Raw genomic sequence first — 21631 nt, 5'->3', positions numbered from 1 at the left:
ATGCCCGCTATCTGGAGCTCGGCAATGTCCGCCTGGTGGCCGAGCAGCTGGTGGCAGAAGGGATTGGTGCACCCTTAAGCTGACATTCGTCCTCTGACGCGTGTGGCCTAGCTTCCGCGCCTGTCGCCGTCACGCGCCATTTCATCTAAAAGGCGCCCAAATGCTCTGGACATATTGCAGTGCAACCTTAATGGCTAAGCCTCTTGCCAATGGCGGAACCTTGGCGTGATGATGAAGGTTTGTCTTAGGGCCAGCAGGTCAAGATGGCTATGCGCGCAGTAGCCCGCCCGCGGGGAGGCCCAACCCCCGAGGCGGGCCGGCTCGGGTTAGCCGCGTGGCGGGCATTCGATGGGCCCGCCGCGCCCTCTCTCTGGCCCCCAACGGCTTGGCGGTCGGACTGCAAGAGGTTAGGATAAGGCATCACATGAGCATGAAAAAGATTGCGTTGATCACCGGTGTGACGGGCCAGGATGGGGCCTATCTGGCGCGCCTGTTGCTAGACAAGGGCTACGAGGTGCACGGGGTCAAGCGGCGCTCTTCGTCGTTCAACACGGGGCGTATCGAGGACATCTACCAGGACCCGCACGAGCAGCATCAGCGCTTCGTGCTGCACTACGGCGACCTCACGGATTCCACCAATCTGATCCGGATCGTCCAAGAGGTGCGTCCTGACGAGATCTACAACCTCGCCGCCCAGAGCCATGTCGCGGTGAGTTTCGAGACCCCCGAATACACTGCCAATGCCGATGCGATTGGAACCCTTCGACTGCTCGAAGCCATACGGATCCTTGGCCTTGAGAAGACCACGCGGTTTTACCAGGCCTCGACCTCCGAGCTCTATGGCCTTGTGCAAGAAGTCCCGCAGCGCGAGACGACCCCCTTCTATCCACGCAGCCCCTACGCGGCGGCCAAGCTCTACGCCTACTGGATCACGGTCAATTACCGCGAGGCCTATGGCATGCATGCCTCAAACGGCATCCTCTTCAATCACGAGAGTCCGCTTCGTGGTGAGACGTTTGTGACCCGCAAGATCACGCGCGCTGCGGCAGCCATATCGCTGGGCCGGCAGGACAAGCTCTACCTTGGCAACCTCGACGCTAAGCGCGACTGGGGACACGCCAAAGAATATGCTCAGGGCATGTGGCTGATGCTGCAACAGGATGAGCCCGATGATTATGTGCTCGCCACGGGCGAGACTACCTCGGTGCGCGACTTTGTTCTCTGGGCGTTCGATGATGCCGGGATCTCGATCGAGTTCCGGGGCGAGGGGATCGAAGAGAAAGGCTATGCGCGGTCTGACGGGCGTTGTCTGGTCGAGGTCGACCCCGCCTACTTCCGGCCAACGGAGGTCGATCTTCTCCTCGGTGATCCGTCCAAGGCCCACCAGAAGCTCGGCTGGCGGCATGAGACCAGCGTGCGTGAACTCGCACGCGAGATGGTAGCGGCCGACCTTGAGGTCATGCGCTCTGCGCCGATTAGCGGAGACCAGTAGGCGATGGCTGCGTCGCCGCTCTACTCACTGGCCGGCAAGCGGGTCTTTGTTGCCGGCCATCGAGGGATGGCCGGCTCGGCCATCGTGCGGCGGCTTGAGCGCGAGGGCTGCGAGCTCCTGACTGCGCCGCGAAGTGAGCTCGACCTTATTGACCAAGCCGCCACGCGTGCCTGGTTCGAGCGCAACCGGCCGCTGGCCGTTTTCATTGCTGCCGCGAAGGTTGGCGGCATTCTGGCCAATGACACGTTTCCTGCGGATTTTCTCTACGACAACCTCATGATCGAGGCGAATGTCATCGAGGCGGCGCATCGTTTCGATGTCGAGAAACTTCTGTTTCTGGGATCCTCCTGCATTTATCCCAAGTTTGCCCCGCAGCCGATGCCCGAGGATGCCCTGCTGACTGGCAGCCTTGAGCCCACCAACGAGTGGTATGCGATCGCCAAGATTGCCGGGATCAAGCTCGCGCAAGCCTATCGTCGCCAGCATGGGCGCGACTTTATCTCTGCAATGCCGACCAATCTCTATGGCCCGGGTGACAATTTCAGCTTGCAGACAAGCCACGTCCTGCCTGCATTGATCCGCAAGGCGCACGAGGCGAAATGTGCGAAGGCCCGCGCTCTCGAGATCTGGGGAAGCGGATCACCCCGCCGCGAATTCCTGCACGTGGATGATCTTGCCGATGCGTGTGTGTTTCTCATGAAGCACTACTCTGGCGATGAGCATGTCAACGTCGGCTGCGGGAGCGATATCTCAATCCTCGAGCTCGCGCGGCTCGTCGCCGCAATCACGGGCTTTGAGGGTGAAATTGTCCACGACCTATCAAAGCCTGACGGTACGCCGCAAAAGCTCCTCGATACTTCCAAGCTTTCAAGGCTCGGCTGGCGAGCCTCGATTGATCTTCGCGAAGGCATCAATAAAACCTACGCATGGTATGAGGCGCAGCGCCTTTGCGGCTGACACATCCGCGGCGGTGCTCTCTCGAAAAGTCTTTATTTGGAAAGGTTTTGATGCTAGGAGGTCATCTTGAAATTAGGAGCTAGGTTCGTGAACAAGATCTCTCATCATCGCATTTGGATGGCCTTGGTCTCGGTCGCGACGCTCGCTGCCGCTTCGACAGGCGGTGTTGCGATTGCGCAAGGGTCTCCGGCGTCGCCTCCGAGACAGTGCCTCGTGACCGTCGACAGAAGCGCCGAGGCTTCGGCTTTCGAGGTTGTGCGACAGGAATTCGGGAATGGTCGCTGCATCTGCGCGGTGACCACGGGCCCAAGGGATCAGGCTGCATCGGTCGAGGATCAGATTGCTGCTTTGCGTCAGAGCAAGATCTGTTCTGATGCGACTTCCGTGGCGATGGCAGGAAAGGCCCCCGGCTTCCCGGCCTTGGGTCTTGGCGCCGGTCTCGTTGGGGCTGCGGCCATCGTGGTGGCTGTCGCCAACGGTCAGAGCCGTCCAGTCAGCCCCTGAGCATAGGCCTCGCTGATTGCCAGCGGCGCCTTTGACGTCAGCCGTTCCGCTATTTGGCGGGGCTGTCTGTTTAGCGTCCGTTCGATCAGCACTGCCCCCACTCTGATGTCCAGCGTCGATTTTTGATCGCCAGCTATCGAGGCCTGTGGCGGCACATTATCGCGCAACACCGAGTTGCTGTTGGACAACCTCAAGCCTGGATAACTGGCGAGAGCCGGTGCATTGCCTCTAGCGTTATCTGAGCTTTGTCTGGCCCAAGCGACTGCCAACTTCGCACGAGCTTTACTAGGCTTGCGTCGACGATTTGGGCTGACCAGCCTTGACCCTTCCGATCAAGCTGCATGGAGGAGCGCTAACAGACGCGCTGCGCCCCGGCGGTAATTTTCGTCCGTGGGCGCACGTGTGCGTTGACGCGAGCAGGTGCTGGATACGCGAAAGCTTGTTAGGCTGGCTCCGTTGGGCGCTCAGAGCGGCCTTTGGCCGTGTCCCGTGACAGCAATAGCCGCGCAGGCGGCAAGACCATCAAGCACAAACTTAAGGCAAAAATGCTGCTGACGGCGGCCGTCCGCAACGGATAATCGACGACGGAATGGATGAGGATCGTGCCACTGGAGATTGCTCCGGCAACGGCAAAGGGACTGGCGGCCTCATTCAACCAGATCCGGACAAAATTGCGCGTCCACCAGGCGAGGAAGGCCACGAAGAGCGGCATCCCTGCAATGCCTAGCTCGAGCAGCAGCTCAAGATAATCATTGTGAGCATGGTTGATATAGGCACTCTGAATCATCGCCGGATCTTCGTAGCGCGGATAGACTTCTGTGAACGTGCCGAGCCCCGAGCCGAGCGGGAGGTGATCACCGACCGCTTGGATTGTTGTCACCCATATCTGCTGGCGGCTGCCATTCGCGGACTGGACTTCCTCAAGCTTCAAGAGCTGGGCCCCCTCGTCGGTCAGCAACATCCAGCTCATTCCGCCGGCGAGAATGAGCGGCAGCAGGATCAGGCTGGCCTTGCGAAGCGACGATCTCGGAACGAGAATCATGGCGCTTGCCGCGAGAACGGGGCCGGCGAGCGACCAACCCGCGAGTGACCCATTGACCACAATGCCCGTGAGCGCGAGTACGATCAGCCCAATCCCCATAGCCAAAAAGGGAAGTTTGAACTCCTCGCTGCCTACCTTGAGCTGATAGGCGATGAGTGCCGAGATAGACGGCAGACTGACCAGCAGCAGCGTCGCCAAGTGATTGCTGTTGGCAAAAAATCCGACCGTCGACCCGACATTGGTGATGGCATAGAAATAGACCGGCGAGCCTTCGCCCTGGCCGAGCTGAATTGCGCCAAGAATGACCGACATCACCATTGCTGCGACGATCGCCCATGCCAGGTGCTGTGGCCGCCAGTCGGGCCGCCGCAGCATAGCCAGCGCCAGCGCCAGCGCCGGCACAAGCCAGACGGCCGACTTGACGGCCTCGTAGGGCAAAAGGCCCCAGAGGAGCGGCGAATAATCGACCCCGATCGCGGCGCCTTCAGCTGCCAGCTCTGTCCGCCCCGCGGGGAGAGCCCAAAGAGCCTCGGGAAGCGGCACGAACTGGAGCAGGATCAAGAGTACAGCCGCAATCAACAGCCAGGCAAGCGCGCGTGCACTCGCATCCCGAGGCGACGCAGACGGTGCCCACAGCGCCCAGCCGATCAGGATCGCGCCAAGAGACTGTAAGACGCCATTGGCAAGGAAGCCGCCATTGCTTGCCCCTCCCAGCACCAGGCAGGCAAAGAGATAGAGCGGGATCCACCAATCGCGAATAGGCACTAGTTGTCACCCTGCCGTGAAATGTCGACCGAGCGGATCACGACCGAACCGGTCTCGGTCGTATCTCCCACCCGGGCTGCAAGCGCCACCCATTGCGCTTCACAGGCATCTGACGGCACAGTGAAGCGGTCCGTGACAGAGATCCCGAGAAAGTTCTCGCGCTTGAAGGGCAGGTCGAGCAAGGTTGTCCCGCTGGTGGCACAATCGACACGCCAGGCGAGGTCCGGCAGGTTGGGTGCCTCGCGTCCAAGTTTGTAACTGAGGCGGTAGGTCCCCGGCTTGAGCATCAGTGCCTGGCGCGCGACGACCCAGCCTTTTCGCCCAAAATGGACAATCTGCAGGCCCTCGTCGCTCTCCTCGGCCAAGCCGCCGTCTGTTCGGGTAAATTGCCAGCCAAAGGGAGGCCCGGGGCTGCCCGAGAATTTCGGATCGGTGACGCGCCCAAGCTCGCCCGGCTGGCGCTTGTAGAAGTATCCCCACAATTGGCCCGCCTCGGACCATTTGCCCGCACGCAGATAGGGGTCGATGAGGCCATTGACCTGCTGCATCGCACTATCGTCGCGCAATTGCTCGGCCGTCATGCTTGCGCGCAAGGACATGATCAGCGCGGGATCGACCTGCAGTTCGGCGAGGGCGCGCATGACGGGATAGTCAAGCGTAGATCCCTCGATCGCCCTGGTCGCGGCGGCGCGGGTCGAAGCGTTCTGGGCGAAACCGACAATCAGCGGAAGCAGCGTTTGGGTCGCACCAGGCGAGAGGCGCTCGAGGACCGCCGTCTCCGTCACCACCTCCCTCGCGCGCGCCTGGCGCAGATAGACCTCCAATAGCATGATCCGCGTGATTTCATTGCGAGGGTCACGCTTGCGCGCGAGCTCGAGCAGGCGCGTGGCTTCGCTGTAGCGCCCCTCGCTGCCAGAGCTGAGGGCCGCCACAAGGAGCGCCTCATCGCCGAGCGGGTCACGCCGAGCGGCGTCGAGGACCTCCTTTCGGTATGCGTCGGAGATACCTGAGGGAGTGGGTGTCAGCTCAGAACGAAACCGACCGAATACGCGGGCGGGGTCATCAGCGAGCGATCCGGCAAGCTGCGGATCGAGTGGCGGCAGCCCAAGGTTCCAAGCCGTCGCCAGGAACGCGAGCGCGCTCAGGGCAATGCCGAGCAAGACGGCCGCCATGCGCTGCGCCCAAATCACACCCTCAACCCCCATCGGCTACTAGTCCTGTTCGGGCCCAGGGCCTCCAAACAATTGCGGTGACAGCTCGTGGCCCCTGGCCTCGTCGTTGAGTTCGAGCTTGCTGTCATAATAGCCATAATCATAGCCGTAGGCCACGGCGCTTTTCGGACACTTGGTCAGCGCGACACCGACAATGCGGCCACCCGCGGCGTGCAATTGCGCAATTGCCTCGAGCACGACCCGCCGCCGCGAGCGCCCGCTTTCCACCGCCAGCAATACCCCATCGCTCAGCGACCCCAGAACGATGCTGTCGGCAAAGCCGAGGGTCGGTGGGCTATCGATGATGATGTGATCAAAGAGGTTCCGCAGCCTTGCGATAAGGGTCCGCATTTCTTTGGAATTGAGCAGGAGGCTCGGATTGGGCGGCACAGGCCCGCTCGGGAGCAAATAGAGTTCACCGGAATTGGTGCGGATCAGATTGTCCTTGAGTGCCCCATGCTTGGTGAGCAATTGCGACAGGCCCGCATTGGTGTCATTGTCAAAAATAAATGAGGGTCGGCGCATGTCGGCATCGATCAGCAAGACACGCTTGCCAATGGCGGTCAGCCGTTTGGCGAGCACCAGGCTGGTTGTGGACTTACCTTCGGAAGCAGTGGCGCTCGTGACAGTGAGTATCGCAGGCATGCCCTGACTGGTGCTGAATTGCAGTGTCGTGAGCAGGGAGCCATAGGCCTCAGACATCGGCGACTTGGGATCCGCCAGCTCATCGGTGAGGCTCTCGCCCCGCTTGAGCTTGGGAATAGTACCCAGCGGCGGCTGAAGCAGCTTCTCGCGCACATCTTCAGCTGTCTTGATGAGGTCGGTCAAGAACTCGTAGAGCATGGCGGCCCCCACGCCGAGTGCGAGGCCGAGAAGCAGGCCGAGGATGAGATTGCGGGGGACATTGGGGGTGTATGGACCGCCAGGAACTTGGGCGCGGTCGACAATCACCCCGGCCGGTGCCCCCACACCGTCGCCGACGCCGATCTGGTTATATTGTTCAAGCAGCGCCTGGTAGAGCGACTGCTGCGTGTCGACTTCGCGTTGCAGCACTCTGTACTCGGACGAGAGGTCCTGCTCTGCCAGCACGCTGCCACTCAACTGCTGGACCCGGGCGCGCAGGGCACTCTCCTCCGCCTGTGCGGCGCGGAATTCAGCCGCCAGCCCCCCCGAAGCCGTCCGGGATTCGCGGCCGATGGCGTCATTGAGGGCCCTGATCTTCTCGCGCAGGCGCACCATGTCGGGGTATTCGTCGCCAAGATACGTCGATTTTTCGCGATACTCCGCCTCAAGAGTGGCCTTCTCTGCGCGCAGCGAGGCCGTCGCCGACTGGTTCTCGGTCAAGGCGCCCGCCTGACGATAGCGCTGTTCGGCCGCGATCCGGCGCTGCTGCGCCTCGGCAAGGGCAGAATTCAGGGTCGTGAGCGACGTTGAGGTCAGACTTGCGGCAGCCGTCCCGTCCTCGCTCTCACCTCCGGGCATGATGATATTGTTCGCCCTGGCATATCCCACGAGCGCCTGCTCGGACTGGTTTAGTTTCTCGCGCGTAGTCTTGAGTTGCTCGCTCAGGAAATCGCGCGTCTTGGCAGTCGATTCATAGCGGCGGTCAATGCTACTCTGGACATAGGCATCGGCAAAGCCATTGGCGATCCTGGCCGCCTCCTGCGGATTGTCGGCAGTGTAGGACAAGGTCACGAGGCGGCTGTCGGGCACCGGCCCCACTTCCAGCCCGCCCGACAATTGCGCCGCCAGGCCCTCGATACGCTTGGCAAGTTCGCCCGCCCGTTCTCCCGAGGCTGGCGTGCTGGCCAGGTTCAAGTCCTCCACCACCCGCTTGGCGAGGTCGCGGCTCTTCATCAGGCCGTATTGCGTGGGCAAGAACTCATAGTCATTGCCCATCAAGCTCGCGGTCTGACCGGCCTCCCCTGCCGCTATGATCGGCACTGTCGGCGGGTTGAGTTCAAGCGTCACCGACGTACGGTAAAGCGGCGTAACGGTAAGCGAATAGGCCAGCGCGGCCAGCAAGCCAAGCAGGCCGGCCGCGAGGATCCAGTACCAGCGAGCCAACAGCACGCGCATGATCGCGCGAAGATCCAGCCCGTCATCCTCGAAATCATCCTCGACCAGCGGCAGGGGGGCTTGCACTGCCAGGGAGCCCTGCCTGGCACGCTGCTCGGCAAGTACGTGCGGGCCTTCATCGGGGTCAAAGCTGATTTCGTTCATGACCTATGCTCAGAGAGGGCTGAAGATTTGAAAGATAGGGAACGCCTGGATCGTGTCACGCCAGGCACGGCGGACATTATTGCCGTCGACCACAATAATGTCGCCGCGGAACACATCCGGGTCGGGCGCCTCTCCAGTGCGGATCGTGGTGATATCGAATGCAGCCGCCATGCGCTGGCCATCGATCTGCCGGAAGATCGCCACGCGCTTGGGGTTGCCATACTCGTCTATACCGCCGGAACGGGCAATCGCCTGCAGGAGCGTCGTTCGGCCAATGACCGGATACACACCGGGTGTCTTTACCGAGCCCTCGACCGTGAGCACGCTGCCGCGGGATTCGGCCACGCCCACGCCTATCTCGGGGTTCTTGAGATAGCCCTGCGCAAAGCGGCTCTCGAGCTCGCTGGCCAGGTCATCCGCGGTGAGATCGACCGCCCGCACGCTGCCGATAAAGGGCATCGTGATCCGGCCCGTGAGATCGACCTCGTAGGTGCCCGAGAGGTCCTTCACCTGAAACACCTCGATCTTGAGCTTGTCGAGCGGGGCGATGGTATAGTCACCCTGCAGCGCCGTCTGCGATATCGGATCGGGCGCGCCAAAATCGGCGACATCATAGGCAATCGTGCCGCCCCGCGATGCGCAGCCAGACACAAGCAGGGCGCCGAGCGCAAGCAGGACCCAAGCGATCAGGCCCGGCGATGGTCCACCCTGAGGCCTAGCCAGTTTGGGCAGCTCAAGCATTTGACGAGACATCGTATTCAAACCCTTCTTCGTCTGACGCGTGTGCGATCATCAGCAAACGGCTGCAAGATTTGATTCGAGGTGCAAGCTTAGTCGTCAATAAGCCCGATGGCTAGCAAGTGGTTACGCGCCCGACACCCTCCTTCCAATGCGGGGCCAGGGCAAGCCATCCGCTGCCAAGAGGCTGGGCGTCTTGGCAGCGCCCACTCGGCCGCGGTTTCATCAATTTCCTCGGTGCTCGTGATAGCCTTGGTTGGCTGCGGCTTGGCACGGAAAAAGCGAGTGATGCAGGAAAGGCGACTAGCTGTGCGCGTTTCGCGGCGGGTTGAGGCGAAGACCAATGCCGACGCCGCTGCGCTTGGCCTCGATAGGCCGCACAAGCGCGAAGTCTGTCCCCGATGCGGCGATGCTTGCAGTGGCCCCGCCAGGCGCGCAATCAGCCCCCTATCCGAGGCCCGGCGGCTGCGAGAGCCCGAGAGCGAGAACGCGAAGCTCAAGCGGCTGCTGGCCGACACGATGCTGGACAACGTGGCGCTGACCCGAAGGGCGGCGTAGCCAACGATCTTCTTTCAAAAAAGTGGTGCCGCCCGCCGCGAGGCGTGAAGCGGTTGCTCATCTCTAGGCATGTCATGGGATGCCCTATATGGGATGTCAGGCCGCCTGCCCGGCCTTCCAGGGCCCGGCCGTCATGGAGGCTTGCAGTCCACTGATAAGAGCACGCCAGTCGCTCAGCCTCTGCTCGCGCGCCAGGGCGCTGCGACTGAAAACATGGGCATTCGCGCCCAGCCGATCGCGCAAGGCGCTGTCGCTTGCCAGTTGCGATAAAAAGGATGCAACGCCAGCGCAGTCGCCCTTGGCAAAGCTTGCCCCGCAAGATGCTATGGCGATGAGACGGGCCACCTCTCCGTCCGGGTCGCCGATGAAGATAATCGGTCTGCCTACAGCAGCGGCGCCATAGAATTTGCTGGGCACAATCAACCCTTCGAGTCCGGGCTCGAGCGACAGCCAATGCACGTCGGGTACATTCAGGCTCTGCGAGAGCTCGATGCGCGGACGATAACCGCGACGTTCGAGCATTGGGCCAAGGTGTGGATCGGACATCGCGGCCTGCAACTGTGCATGCTTGGCACCGCCGCCGATGAAGAGAAAGCGGATGTCTGGCGAAGGGCCCTTGGCCAAGAGCGCAGCTGCGCCAAGCATGGTGTCCACATCATGGGCGCGTCCCAGATTGCCGGAGTAGCCGACGACCAGTGTCGCATCGCTGAACCCCCATTCGCAGCGCAAGGGGTTGGCTTCAGGTGAGATTGGCGCGAGGCCTTCATCGTCGGCCCAGTTTGGAATGACGCGGATTTGCTGGGGTTCTACTCCGCGCGAGCAGAGCATGTCTCGCATGCGATCTCCGATGACCACATTTGCTGCCGCATTCCGCCATGCCCAATCGCGGGCTGCTGCAAGCATCCGTATGCTCGGACTCGAGGAAGAGCCATATCCCAGCCGGGTCGCGGTTTCCGGATAAATGTCCTGCACCCAATGGATCACCTTGGCCTGCCGCAGCTTGGCAATAATTGTGGCAAAAACGCCGACAAACGGCGGATCGGTGAGGCAAATGATCAGATCCCCGCGACGGACGTGCCAGACCCCCGCCACAAGGAGCGCAAGATAGAAGACAAGGAAATTGAGCACGCGCCCGGCAAGGGACTGGTGCGAGAGGGGTAGCGTTGGCAGCCGTGTTACGGTGAGGTCTGGCACTGAAAGTGCCTGTGCGCTGCCTTCTGTTCCGGTGTAGGATGCAGACGCGGTAATTGCATGCATGGCAACGCCAAGCGGCGCGAGCCCCTCGACGAGATCGGTGAGCATCAACGAAGTTGCAGACTCGTCCGGGAAGAAGAAGCGGTTGATGAGAATAATGCGCATGCACCTGCTTCCGGTCTGAGCAACTTTGCGAACGAGAACGCCCCAGCGCCTGCGGTCGCTCCAGGATTACATTAATGATCCAGAGGCCGCTGATGGAATAAGCCATTCATCCAAGCGCCCAAGACCCCGACGTCACGGCTCTTGCGCTGGGCCGTCAAGGATGCGCGTCCAGACACATGATGCGGCACCACTTTGCTACTTGGCACCCAGTCCGGTTGCGATCACACGCAAGGTCTTGAGGGTGATCAGCACGTCAAGCCAGAGCGAGATGTTCTTGATGTAGTAAAAATCGAACCGCAGCTTAGCCAGCACGTCTGAGACACCGGTCACGTGGCCCTGGTTCACTTGGGCCCAGCCGGTTATACCCGGCCGAACGATGTGGCGATAGGAGTAGAAGGGCAGCTCAGCCTCGTACCATTCGGACAAGGAGCAAGCTTCCGGGCGCGGGCCGATGAAGCTCATCTCGCCCAAGAGCACGTTCAGTATCTGGGGCAGCTCGTCCATCCGGGTCTTGCGCAGAAAGTGACCGATGCGGGTGATACGGTCATCATCGCTCGTCGTCATGGCATCTTCGCGTTGCGCCAGGCCATGGTCGGCCACGCGGCGCTCGCGCATCGTCCGAAACTTGAACATTCGGAAAACCTCACCGCGAAAGCCCATACGCTGTTGGATGAAGATGGCATTGCCAGGAGAATCGAGTTTGATCAGGATCGCAAGGACCGCAAAGAACGGCAGGCACAGCGGGATAAGGATCAGGGCTCCGAGAAAATCGATCACACGCTTCGCAGAGGCGTATGATACGTTCGGAATGAGTGATCCAAGATCGTTTTCGCTGAGGTGATTAATCCTGACCTGGCCGGATTGCATCTCGGCAATCTGGCGGAAATGGTAGACCGGGATTCCAGCCAGGGCGGCTTTTGCAAAAATCCGCTCACATCGCTCCGAGTGGGGATAGTGAAGATCCGCGACGATCGCCCATTTGCGCCATTTGCCGGCGATGAGTTCCTCAAGATCGCCGAGCGAGGGCGCTGGCACAAAATGTCCGGTCAGGTTGAGCTCGGCCGCACGGCCACCCGGAACAACAAGGTGGGGCTTTACGAGACGTCGGCCATACACCGCGGTCAGGAAACTCATCAGTAGAGCGCTCGACGCGCCAGCGAGAAAAAACGACCCCGAGAAGGGGAGCCGCAGCAAGGCCATGACGGTTAACACACCAGAAAACGCTACGAAATTGACCGGGATGACGTAGGAGAGATACCGGGCATTGGCGTGGGTCTTGAGGCGCGAAAGGACATACCAGGCGATGACCACTGCAAGGCAAATAGCAGCTGCCGTCGCGGGCACGGCGCCAACCACAGGATTGTGGCCTTTGATCGACGCTAACACCAGGCTCGGAGCGAATGTTCCAATGAGAATCAGCGGCAGCTCGAAGCTGTGAACAAGCGCGGCCCGCCGGTGTGGCACGACCGTTAGGAATTCTTCGCCAGCAAGGCGAGTCGGCTGCTCACTTGTATGAGCAGCATCCCCTGCCCTCGTTGCGCCCTGCTCGCCGGCGTGATTGGCGACCACGCCGCCTGCTCCTTCAGTGGCCATGCTGGGCTCATTCAAGAGGCGCGCTTCTAAGCCTTCACCGACTTTTGGCATACCTTTGGAGTCGGCCAGGGAGCCTGACGGGATGTCATTCACGGTGGTGTCTCGCGACGTCAGAATGCTGGGAAGCGACTTTGAGTTGTGCGACCGGAAGACTGACGCGTGTCTGTTTGCCGAGAAATTCTATCAGAACGAGTGCCCGTTGATCGGGGGTCAGACGCTCGACCTCACCGATGAAGCCTGCGAGCGATCCCGATGCGACTTCAACACTCGCCCCTGCCATTATCCTGGAAGCCAAGGAGATGACGCCCTGGTCGTCACATGCCGCCTGGAGTTCAGCCACCAAGCGGTTCGGCACCGTTGTGGGTCTATCGCCGAATTTCACGAGGCGGGCCACGCCGTAGGTCGAATTGATTACCGACCAGGGGGCCGCTGGCCCGGCATAGCCGGCGAACATGTACCCAGGGAAAAAAGACCGCAGCCGCGACACAAAGCGCCCGCCACGGATCGACGTAACGATCTCAAGCGGCCGAAACACGCTGAACCCCTGCCGCTCGACATTCCTTATTGCAATGGAGTCGGCATTTGGCCTGACTTGGACCAATCTCCACTCGACCATTAGAATTGCCCCCATGTATACACACTTAGGCGCATATGTGGCAGAGAGTAGTAGATTCTTTACAACCCATGCAAGTCTGATTAGGCCTTTCCCGACGAAGCGCGCAAATTGTGCGACGCAGCGAATTCTGCAACTTTTTGCAGTTTCCGCACAGGTCGTTGCCGCCCGCTTGAGGGGCCATCCATCGCAAACGTTCTTGCGTGCAATCCGGCTTTGGCTATCGTTCAAGGTTGAACGCGCTCGATCGAACAGTGAGATCTGGAGCCCGGCTTCAGCGCGTGAAGGCGATGCTCGCGCGGTGCGGTAGCCGTAACCTGAAGCTTTATCCGTGAGTGTGCGGACAAAGCATGCGCGCGATGATGCGAGGCTAAGGGCCTTGGGGCTGATCGATGCAAACCCACAAATTTCGCGGCGAGAGTTGGCGCGCGAGCTCGGGAAAAGCCTTGGAGCGACCCACTATCTGCTGAGGGCCCCCACAGAGGCAGGAATGGTGCGCCTCGGACGGTTCGGAGCGTCTCGCAGGAAAGGGATCACGCCTATGTGCTCACCCCAAAGGGCATATCCCAGCAGGCCGTCATGATGGCTGAATTTCTGGTGCGGAAGCGCGCCGAATACGAGGCCCTCAAAGAGGAGATCGATGCGCTAAGCCTTGAGCTCGTATCGGACCCTGTCTCGGATGGGACCAAGTGAGGCTCGATGCGGCGCGTCTGCCAGCTAATCAGATCATTCCGCAATAGAGCTTATCGCGCTACCGCTTCGCTGCTTGAGCGCCAGTGGGGGTTATCGCGCGTGGGTCTACCGCTACGCTACTTGAACGCCCCCTCAGCTTTGCGCTTAGTGCTTCAGCTTCCGCTACTTGAGCGCGCACAGGGCTTATTGGGCGTGGGACTAGGCTCAGGACGCATTGATCGAGTCAGAAGATGACGGTTGCGTTGATGCAGATGGCGGACATGAACGTTTGGGCGCAGCGGTCGTAGCGGGTATGGATGCGGCGCCAGTCTTTGAGCTTGCCGAACATTTTCTCGACCTTGTGGCGCTGGCGGTAGAGCACGGTATCGTGCGGGATGGGCACTTTGCGGTTCGTTTTTGATGGGATGAATGTGGTGATGCCTCGCTGCTCCAGAGCAGTGCGGAACCAGTCGGCATCATAGCCCCGGTCGGCCAGCAACGCCTTGGCCTTGGGGAAGGCATCGATCATTAGCGCAGCGACTTTGTGATCGCTCATCTGCCCTTCGCTGACCAGCATGATCAGCGGCCGGCCCTGGCCATCGCAGACAGCATGCAGCTTAAAGTTCAACCCGCCTTTGTTTCGCCCTAGACGTCGGGTTAGAGCCCCTTTTTAGCAGGCTTGCCGCCGTCCGGTGCGCCTTGAGATGCGTGGCATCGATCATCAACCGGTCCGGCTTGCCGCACCTTGCCGCCACCTCGCAGAAGGTAGTGTTGAACACGCCCAAGCGGCTCCAGCGGATGACCCGAAGGGCGGCGCAGCCAACCGACTGTAGATCTTCTTGTGCGGACCGTAACCGGCTTGCGCATCACGCCAGCGCAGCCCGTTCCTGATCACGAAGACGATGCCGCTTACGATCCGCCGGTCATCGACCAGCGGGATCCCATGCGACAACGGAAAATAAAGCTCGATACGGCGCATCTGCGCCTCGCTCAACATCCAGAGCTCAGAAATCAACAGCACCTCCTGGGTGCAGCCATTGAATCTAGCCGTCCCCGCCAGCACAAGCGATTTAATGGGTCCCGAGCCTAGGTTTGGTGGACAAAGGGTAGAGGTGGCTTCCGACAGCCGCATATTATACACCTAACCCGGTGCGGGGGCCGTCCACCCCATCACGTCACATCGCCTTGCGGAGACGTGGTCATTAAACTACCCATCTCGCTGCGCTCGACGCAAAAACCGATTCTTCCCTCGCCTATAAGGCTGCTTCACAAACATGACGAAGCTCAGGCTTTCGATAATTGTTCCAACGCGTAATCGGCCTACAGCCATCAGCAAACTACTGCGAGACCTCGCCGACCAGACCTTGCCTGCCAGCCAATTCGAAGTCGTAGTTGTTGACGATGGCTCTGTGCCGGCAGTGGACCTCAAGCTCGAGATGGAAGAACTGCCTTTCGCGATTAGGCTCATCAGGCGAGACAGTAACCCAGGTGCTCACCTCAGCCGCACGAAGGGCGCCAAAGCCGCGCGAGGCGAACGAATGCTTCACCTCGACGACGACATTGAACTCACACCCAATGTGCTAGAGCTACATGCTGGGGTCGACGGTGACTTCGCCGTTGGCCCGATACTATATCATCCAGAGAATAAGCAGACCCCGTATGTCCGCTATCAGAGCAAGATGTACCAGCGCTGCGCCGAGTGGTTTCTAAATGGACCTAACAGGTTGTCTGCCGAACATATTTATATATGCAATTCTTCTGGGCCAACTTCTGAGTTTGCTGATGTTCTGGAAGCAGTATCTGGCAAAATGGCAGGCGTATCCGTTCCCGGTGAAGGATTTGACGAATGCCTGATCGACATAGAGATGAAGGATCGCAATCATTTCCTTCAAGTTCTTGATCAAGCGCTTGTCTATCATATCGACACCAAAACACTTGCAGAGGCCCGGCAAGGGCACTGGCTAAGTGGAATGACCGCCTGCCGTCTGCTCCTGGATACTCCAGAACTGCGGAGCGAACTCAATTTCTACATGCCAATTGTCGAAATTGTAAGCGGGAAAGACAACATTCGAAGGTGGATGAAAGTTCGCTCTGTCTGGGTCGCGCCATTCCTGGTTCGATTGCTCTCAGACAGTTTGACATTCACTGCTGATCATCTGCCCCATCGCTTTGTGCCTGCAAGAATCTGCTATTTCCCAATCGCAGTTGCCTTTTGGCAAGGGGTCTGGTCAGTTGATCCATCGTTCAAAAGGCTTAGGGCAAGGCTTGCGGCTGGAGCAGCATAAGTGCTTATTTTCTCTTCCATAAAGCGAAGAGTGAGGGAATCTCGAATGACCGGTGGCGCCTATATGAAGCTGGGAGCGTGCTGGACAGGTACAAAAATCCTGGCGTCCTTCCTGCTTGGAAAGCGCTATTACTCGAAGCAGCACTTCGATGTTTTCTTCGCCCGGAGCATTGATCCTTGGCGTTACAGGTCGTCTGCGGTAGCTTCCCGACGAAGGGAGATAATTTTGCAAACGCTCCCCCGCCGAAGCTATGCAAGCATGTTGGAAGTGGGTTGTGCAGAAGGTTGGGTAACCACGCACCTCGCACAGAGGGCAGAAAGGTTGCTTGCGATCGACATCTCAAGCGTCGCGATCGAAAGAGCGAGAGTTGAGTGCCGGGACTTTGCTTATATCGAATTCAAGGAAGAGGATGTCGCTGAAGGTATTCCTCGAGGACCCTTTGATGCTATCGTATGTGCCGGCGTCCTTGTCTATGTGCCCACAGTTGACCAGGAGGCATTGAGAGATAGGATTGTCGATGAGCTTGCTGAAAGCGGTGACTTGCTTCTTGAGCATCAGTCGCGCGACTATCCGGGCGAAGTGCCGGGTATTGTCATCCATGAAATCTTCGCACGTCACGCAGAGCTTCAACTCCTCTCGTTTCAGGTCCAGGACGACTATTGTGTAAGCCTTTTCCGGAAGGGGTTCGGATGAACAGAGGAGTACCCATTCTTCTCTACCACCGTGTGGGACCCCGAGATGGGTCTTACATGGACAAGTATACGGTCTCTCCAGCGACCTTCTCGAACCAGATGGACCATATTGCCCGTGATGGCTGGCACCCTGTTGCCCTTGACGACTTCGTTTCTTCTACGATGTTCAACCGTACTGGCAAGGACCTCGTCATCACCTTTGACGATGGCTTCGCGAGCAATCGCGAACATGCCTGGCCAACGCTGCGCAAACATGGTTTCCCATCTTCGACATTCGTGGTGACGGACTTCCTGGGTGGATCGAACCAGTGGGATAGCGAAGACATGGCTATCTGGCCACTTCTCGACAGCGACGACCTGCGTGAAGCTGACAAGGATCTTTTCTCGTTTCATTCACACAGTGCCACGCACCAAAGACTACCGCATATCGCCGGAGATCGAACTGCGATCGAACGTGAGCTGGACAATAGCCTGCGGACAATTGCCGCATTGATTGATCGTCCTGGTAAAGTCTTTGCTTACCCGTTTGGTAACTTCGTCCTTCAAACGATGGCTGATGTCCGCGAGGCTGGCTATCTAGGAGCATGCAGTTGCATGCAGGGCTGCAACAGAATGGGCACCGATCCTTATTTGCTGAGGCGTGTAGAAATTCATGAGAGAGATACCGGCTGGCGATACAAGGTTAAACTGCACACGGGACGAGACTTCTTTGCTCGGCCGTCATTGCGCCCCAAACAATTGCAACTCCTCGCGGAGCGATGGCGCAGGCAATTGTATCGCTCCCCACTCGATAAGACCTTATAATCATGACAATAAATTGTCCCGTTCGCGCCTCGGTGATTATTGGGACGCGCAACCGCCCGGCCGAACTCAAGGCCTGCCTCGCGTCGGTAGTGTCTTGCCTCGGGCCGGCGGATGAACTGATCGTGGTCGACAGCGCGTCTGACAACGCTGAAGCGATCAAAGAGATCGCTGAAGAGGCCGGCGCACTCTACTTGCGCGAAAATATCGCTGGGGCCGCGAGAGCACGCAACGTTGGCATACGAAAAGCAAGTGGTGAGGTCATGGCCTTTACCGACGATGATGCCTTGGTTGCTCCCGATTGGATCGAAAGACTGATTTTCGCTCTGGATAATAACTCGGTGGACGTAGTGGTCGGACCTGTGTTTGAACTCGGTAGCAATCCGAAGCGCTTGCTGATCACATTTCGTTCATTCATCGCGGACGAACAGAAGGTACTATTCAACAAGAGAAGTGGAGACTGGTTCGATCGTCTGGCATTTGGTGCTATTGGAGTGGGCGCAAATATGGCCGTAACACGCCACGCCTTCAAACGTGTCGGCCTCTTCGATGAACGACTGGGTCAGGGTCGGCCTGTGTGCGGTGACGACTCCTTATTTTTGTTCAGTGCCCTCAACTACGGCCTGACCGTGGTCAATGAGCCACTGGCCGAAGTCTACCACCCGCGAAATGAAACACATCACACAGAAGTGGAAGAAAGCCGCGTTGCTTATCTGATCCTGCTCCTGCTGCGATGGCCAAGTGCGATTGTGAAAACATTACAGCTGGTGGCGAAGAGATCACACCGTCAGGCCGCTGCAAATACCGAAGGCAACAATGCGCGGGGTAGCGTCTTGCGCCGTGCGATCTGGAAGGCACCGGGCCTAGTGTTCAAGAGCCTGTTCACAGGTTTCGCTTGCAGATGAGCCGGCGTGCTCAGAATTGGGCTCAGCAGTACGTTTCTCGCAGCAAAGTCGCAGTTTCATAGGCTTCGAGAACTGCATCGCCCATCGAACCATAATCCCATGCCCCATATCGTCCCATGCTGAGCACGTCTGCCTTGCGTAGGTAGTCAAGGATCAATGGCAGGTACTTTTGACGATGCTGATCGAAGATCACATAAGCACAATCAATTGACCCGGCATGCTCCATCTCGAGCTTCCAGTCAGGTTGGACGATTCCCACCTCAGTCAATTCCTCCAGTGCCCGGTTGCGCAGCAAGTGCGGATCCATGCTTGCAGCACTGTCTCCAGGACAACCGATCTCCGCGCAGACAAGAGCCGAGCCTGCTGGAGCGATTGCAGGCGAGTAATTGCTGAGCAACCCAGCCCTGTAGAAGCAGTATTTCTCTTCGGGGACGTATAGCCAATGCAGGTCCGGGATGTCGCCCTGTGTCTGGAAGCCAAAGGCAAAGTAGAAAATGCTGTTGTGTCTAAACTGGCGCGAAGCCGCCAGCAGGTCACTGTCAAAAACTTTGGCGAGGGCAAGCAATCTGGTGACAGGCATGGTGTTGACGAGAAAATCGTATGAAACAGTTCTGCCATTGGCAAACTCGCAGACTTTCTGCTCCAAATCGATCGCAACGAGCTCGGCTTCGAGGTGGATTGGCGACGCAATACGTCGAGCGAGGGCTTCAATGATGGCTCCTGATCCACCATCATGTGGGTAGGAAAAGCGCGCATTATAGCCAAAATCTTGCCGCTCATGCGACGATCTAGCGCCATCGATGATTAGCTTTTCATCGGGCAGGGGAACGAACCTCTGGACCCAATCGCATGTGATTGTGTCCAGATCTGTCTGCCAAAGCTTCCTATTATACGGTTCAAAGAAGAGTTCGTGCAGTCGGTTACCGTAAGAATTTGAGCTCCAATGCTCAAAATCGACGGCTGCATCCACGTCTGCTTCGCCTCTGGCTAGGAAGTCCTCGAGACATCGTCTGCGCTCGGTTTCGGGCAGTGCGTGTAGGTTGTACTGTATTGGATAAGGGATCCTGCGCGACAGGAGTTGCACTTCAGCTTTCCTGTCGAATTCGAGCCACTCGATCCCTAGGTCATCAAACATGAGCTTTTGGACAACTGGATGCCGGAAGTGCAGAAGGTGTCCGGTACGATCGATTAGATAGCCATCCTTCTTGTCGGTTCTTAGGCACCCTCCGAGCGCTTTATCCTTCTCAAAGAGCGCAACGTCTGCGCCGAGGTAATGGGCGCAAGCGAGGCCGGATATTCCGCCACCAATTATGACGACCCTATTGTGCTCCAAAATTGAGTGCTCCCTAGATTGATCAATTCGCCCTTGCCGGCACCTTGCAGCTTAACTGCTCGAAGCGAAACCGTGGTCGGAAGGATGATTCAGCCCGCGATTGGCTGAACTTCGAGGATCCGACCGCTGACAGCCTGAAACACTCGATCCGCCGAGGTCAAGCTTGATGGACGATGACTGATGATAATTACGGTTCTGTTCGCGAAGGCCATGCTGCTTTCCCGCACGAAATCCTCTTCGCCTTCTGGGTCGAACATCGATGTTGCCTCATCGAGAATAACAATAGGGGGATTGCGCAAGAGGGCTCGTGCCAACGCGATACGCTGGCACTGCCCGCCCGAAATCCTTACGCCGCGATCACCGACAATCGTTTCCAATCCAGCCGGTAACTGGCTTTGCAGGTCGCAAGCACGCGATTGGCGGAGCGCTTCTTCGAGTCTTTTCTGATCAGTGCACTCGGCGCCGAAAGTGATGTTCTCCAGAATACTCGCATTATAGAGATAGGGTTGCTGCGAAACGTAGCCTATACGTTTCCTCAACTCCTGAATTTGCAGTTCGCGCGTGGGCACGCCATCGATCAGGATTTGGCCAACAAGCGGTTCGTAGAAACGCAAGAGCAGTTTTGCGATGGTTGACTTGCCCGCTCCATTCTTGCCGATCACCCCGACCGTCTCTCCGGGCTCAATCTTGAAGCTGACGTTTTGCAGGATCTCCGGCTTTCCTGGGTATGCGAATGAGACGCCCACGAATTCTATCGCGCCGCGACACCGGTCGATCTTACCGTTCGAGGCGTAGCCCACTTCGACGGGTTCCTTCAGGACCTCCTGCATGCGCTGCAGAGTCCCACGGGCGCCCTGCAAGCGACCGAAGAGATCCGCGAGCAAGCCGACAGGCCGCGTTAACAACGCGACGTAAAGTAGCACGCTCAGAAGTTCGGAGGCGCTCAGCCCTTGGCGGGAAAGGTCCTGACCGACGATTACTATAATCAGGACGAATGCTAGAGAGGTCAACAGACCAATGAATGGCCCGATCGTTGCCAATATTCTTCCCTCTCGGACATTTACAGCTCTTGAGCGCAGGAGCTGTGCATCAAACAGGGAAAGCCTCAATTCTTCAACTGCGGCTGCCTTGATGCTGTGCGCCATCTCCAGGTCCTGCTCGGCGGCGGTGAAAACCCTTGCCTCTTCCTCCTGCACCTGTTGGGCAAGATTGCGCAGGCGGCGCCCCATGATCTTGAGGATCAGGTAATATCCCGGAATCAGTAGCGGCAGAAAAATCGCGGCGAGCGGGTGAAGGTAGAATAGGATTGCAAGCGCACCGGCAACCGTAACAAGGCTGGAAGGGACCGCTGTGAGCGTGAGAGACAGGAAGGTCGCGAGCTGCGAGGCCTCCCAGGTCATCAGCGCAAGCAGGTCTCCTTGCCGACTGTGATCATGATAGGCGACAGGCAGACGCTGCACGTGGTCGTAAATGTCCTTGCGCACGTCTCTCTGGATTTCGAAGGATAGGTCGCTCGAAGCCCTACCACCGATAACAGTCAGGGCCGTCAGCACGATAAGAGCCGCGGCCAGCAGGAATACTACCAAAGTGGCGGACTGGGATTGCTCCTCGAAGAGCGTGCCCAGCAATGTGGCTGCCAGCCAAGGCAGCCCCAATCCGGCTATCGAGCCAACCAGGAATAGCATCGCGACCCACGCAATTTGCCGTCTATAGGGTGCTGCAAGCTTGAGAAAGGCAGAGAAATCCAATTGATGTCCGCTCTTGATGACGCATCTGGGTGCCGCATTAACTGATGTTCCCATGCCATCTAGCTTCACGCAAACACAACCTAAGAATATAGCCCTTGGCCGCTTCAGCCAATTCCACCCACCGTGCGCTCGCCAGTCTT

General features: G+C 58.7%; 16 protein-coding genes and 1 pseudogene. 7 read left to right on the top strand and 10 right to left on the bottom strand.

Features of this window, described 5'->3' with window-relative positions; all coding sequences use genetic code 11:
* Positions 1-424 precede the first annotated feature (424 nt).
* Together gmd and fcl are read left to right on the top strand one after the other, a co-directional pair.
* Positions 425-1492, top strand: a complete 1068-nt coding sequence (gene gmd / locus GRI59_RS15320; protein WP_237440887.1) for a GDP-mannose 4,6-dehydratase — start codon at positions 425-427, stop codon at positions 1490-1492.
* A 3-nt stretch (positions 1493-1495) separates the two neighbouring features.
* A complete protein-coding gene (gene fcl / locus GRI59_RS15315; protein WP_160762128.1) occupies positions 1496-2449 on the top strand; it encodes a GDP-L-fucose synthase in 954 nt (317 codons plus the stop codon).
* Between the two features lie 946 nt (positions 2450-3395).
* Here the strand turns inward: fcl and GRI59_RS16015 are convergent.
* From GRI59_RS16015 to nusG, 7 genes are all read right to left on the bottom strand, one after another.
* On the bottom strand, positions 3396-4760 hold the full coding sequence (locus GRI59_RS16015) for an O-antigen ligase family protein (RefSeq protein ID WP_160762127.1): 1365 nt from the start codon (positions 4758-4760) through the stop codon (positions 3396-3398).
* Entirely contained in the window at positions 4760-5932 is a 1173-nt protein-coding gene (locus tag GRI59_RS15305; protein WP_160762126.1) for a hypothetical protein, read from the bottom strand. The genes GRI59_RS16015 and GRI59_RS15305 overlap by 1 nt, the downstream gene beginning before the upstream one ends.
* A 39-nt stretch (positions 5933-5971) precedes the next feature.
* Complete coding sequence (locus GRI59_RS15300) at positions 5972-8194, bottom strand: GumC family protein (RefSeq protein ID WP_160762125.1); 2223 nt, start codon at positions 8192-8194, stop codon at positions 5972-5974.
* A gap of 9 nt (positions 8195-8203) precedes the next feature.
* Positions 8204-8935 carry a polysaccharide biosynthesis/export family protein gene (locus tag GRI59_RS15295; protein WP_160762124.1) on the bottom strand — a complete coding sequence of 244 codons (732 nt, stop codon included), beginning with the start codon at positions 8933-8935 and terminating at the stop codon, positions 8204-8206.
* 651 nt (positions 8936-9586) lie between these two features.
* Positions 9587-10849: a glycosyltransferase family 4 protein gene (locus GRI59_RS15290; protein ID WP_160762123.1), complete on the bottom strand. Its 1263-nt coding sequence runs from the start codon at positions 10847-10849 to the stop codon at positions 9587-9589.
* Positions 10850-11044: 195 nt separating this feature from the next.
* Positions 11045-12442, bottom strand: a complete 1398-nt coding sequence (locus GRI59_RS15285) for a sugar transferase (RefSeq protein WP_160762122.1) — start codon at positions 12440-12442, stop codon at positions 11045-11047.
* An 85-nt stretch (positions 12443-12527) separates the two neighbouring features.
* Positions 12528-13058 (bottom strand): transcription termination/antitermination protein NusG, encoded by a 531-nt coding sequence (nusG, locus tag GRI59_RS15280; protein WP_160762121.1) that lies wholly within the window; start codon positions 13056-13058, stop codon positions 12528-12530.
* 328 nt (positions 13059-13386) lie between these two features.
* Here nusG and GRI59_RS16070 point away from each other — a divergent pair, with 328 nt between their 5' ends.
* Positions 13387-13638: a winged helix-turn-helix transcriptional regulator gene (locus GRI59_RS16070; RefSeq protein ID WP_419866809.1), complete on the top strand. Its 252-nt coding sequence runs from the start codon at positions 13387-13389 to the stop codon at positions 13636-13638.
* A 333-nt stretch (positions 13639-13971) separates the two neighbouring features.
* Here GRI59_RS16070 and GRI59_RS15270 read toward each other — a convergent pair.
* Positions 13972-14739 (bottom strand): annotated as a pseudogene (locus tag GRI59_RS15270) (IS5 family transposase).
* Positions 14740-15001: 262 nt separating this feature from the next.
* On the opposite strand from GRI59_RS15270, the gene GRI59_RS15265 reads away from it, so the two are divergent.
* From GRI59_RS15265 to GRI59_RS15250, 4 genes are read left to right on the top strand one after another with little or no spacing between them, the layout of a single operon-like run.
* The gene (locus GRI59_RS15265; RefSeq protein WP_160762119.1) at positions 15002-16012 is read left to right on the top strand and encodes a glycosyltransferase family 2 protein; all 1011 of its coding nucleotides are present in this window, start codon (positions 15002-15004) and stop codon (positions 16010-16012) included.
* 45 nt (positions 16013-16057) lie between these two features.
* The gene (locus GRI59_RS15260) at positions 16058-16705 is read left to right on the top strand and encodes a class I SAM-dependent DNA methyltransferase (RefSeq protein ID WP_160762118.1); all 648 of its coding nucleotides are present in this window, start codon (positions 16058-16060) and stop codon (positions 16703-16705) included.
* 56 nt (positions 16706-16761) lie between these two features.
* Positions 16762-17508, top strand: a complete 747-nt coding sequence (locus tag GRI59_RS15255) for a polysaccharide deacetylase family protein (protein WP_160762117.1) — start codon at positions 16762-16764, stop codon at positions 17506-17508.
* A 2-nt stretch (positions 17509-17510) separates the two neighbouring features.
* Positions 17511-18410: a glycosyltransferase family 2 protein gene (locus GRI59_RS15250; protein ID WP_160762116.1), complete on the top strand. Its 900-nt coding sequence runs from the start codon at positions 17511-17513 to the stop codon at positions 18408-18410.
* Positions 18411-18432: 22 nt separating this feature from the next.
* Here the strand turns inward: GRI59_RS15250 and GRI59_RS15245 are convergent, their stop codons facing one another.
* Positions 18433-19743, bottom strand: a complete 1311-nt coding sequence (locus GRI59_RS15245; protein WP_160762115.1) for a protoporphyrinogen/coproporphyrinogen oxidase — start codon at positions 19741-19743, stop codon at positions 18433-18435.
* 89 nt (positions 19744-19832) lie between these two features.
* A complete protein-coding gene (locus GRI59_RS15240) occupies positions 19833-21428 on the bottom strand; it encodes an ABC transporter ATP-binding protein (RefSeq protein WP_160762114.1) in 1596 nt (531 codons plus the stop codon).
* Between the last annotated feature and the right edge of the window lie 203 nt (positions 21429-21631).

It is taken from the genome of Erythrobacter ramosus, assembly GCF_009828055.1.
Classification (GTDB): Bacteria; Pseudomonadota; Alphaproteobacteria; order Sphingomonadales; family Sphingomonadaceae; genus Erythrobacter; species Erythrobacter ramosus.
This window is presented reverse-complemented; position numbering and strand designations above follow the sequence as displayed.

Bases quoted from the DNA above. Each gene is read 5' to 3' on its own strand.
- GRI59_RS15265 (WP_160762119.1), top strand. From the start codon at position 15,002: ATGACGAAGCTCAGGCTTTCGATAATTGTTCCAACGCGTAATCGGCCT.
- GRI59_RS15240 (WP_160762114.1), bottom strand. From the start codon at position 21,428: ATGCTATTCCTGGTTGGCTCGATAGCCGGATTGGGGCTGCCTTGGCTG.
- nusG (WP_160762121.1), bottom strand. From the start codon at position 13,058: ATGGTCGAGTGGAGATTGGTCCAAGTCAGGCCAAATGCCGACTCCATT.
- fcl (WP_160762128.1), top strand. From the start codon at position 1,496: ATGGCTGCGTCGCCGCTCTACTCACTGGCCGGCAAGCGGGTCTTTGTT.
- GRI59_RS15300 (WP_160762125.1), bottom strand. From the start codon at position 8,194: ATGAACGAAATCAGCTTTGACCCCGATGAAGGCCCGCACGTACTTGCC.
- GRI59_RS15260 (WP_160762118.1), top strand. From the start codon at position 16,058: ATGACCGGTGGCGCCTATATGAAGCTGGGAGCGTGCTGGACAGGTACA.
- GRI59_RS15295 (WP_160762124.1), bottom strand. From the start codon at position 8,935: ATGCTTGAGCTGCCCAAACTGGCTAGGCCTCAGGGTGGACCATCGCCG.
- gmd (WP_237440887.1), top strand. From the start codon at position 425: ATGAGCATGAAAAAGATTGCGTTGATCACCGGTGTGACGGGCCAGGAT.
- GRI59_RS15250 (WP_160762116.1), top strand. From the start codon at position 17,511: ATGACAATAAATTGTCCCGTTCGCGCCTCGGTGATTATTGGGACGCGC.
- GRI59_RS15255 (WP_160762117.1), top strand. From the start codon at position 16,762: ATGGACAAGTATACGGTCTCTCCAGCGACCTTCTCGAACCAGATGGAC.
- GRI59_RS15285 (WP_160762122.1), bottom strand. From the start codon at position 12,442: ATGGCCACTGAAGGAGCAGGCGGCGTGGTCGCCAATCACGCCGGCGAG.
- GRI59_RS15305 (WP_160762126.1), bottom strand. From the start codon at position 5,932: ATGGCGGCCGTCTTGCTCGGCATTGCCCTGAGCGCGCTCGCGTTCCTG.
- GRI59_RS15290 (WP_160762123.1), bottom strand. From the start codon at position 10,849: ATGCGCATTATTCTCATCAACCGCTTCTTCTTCCCGGACGAGTCTGCA.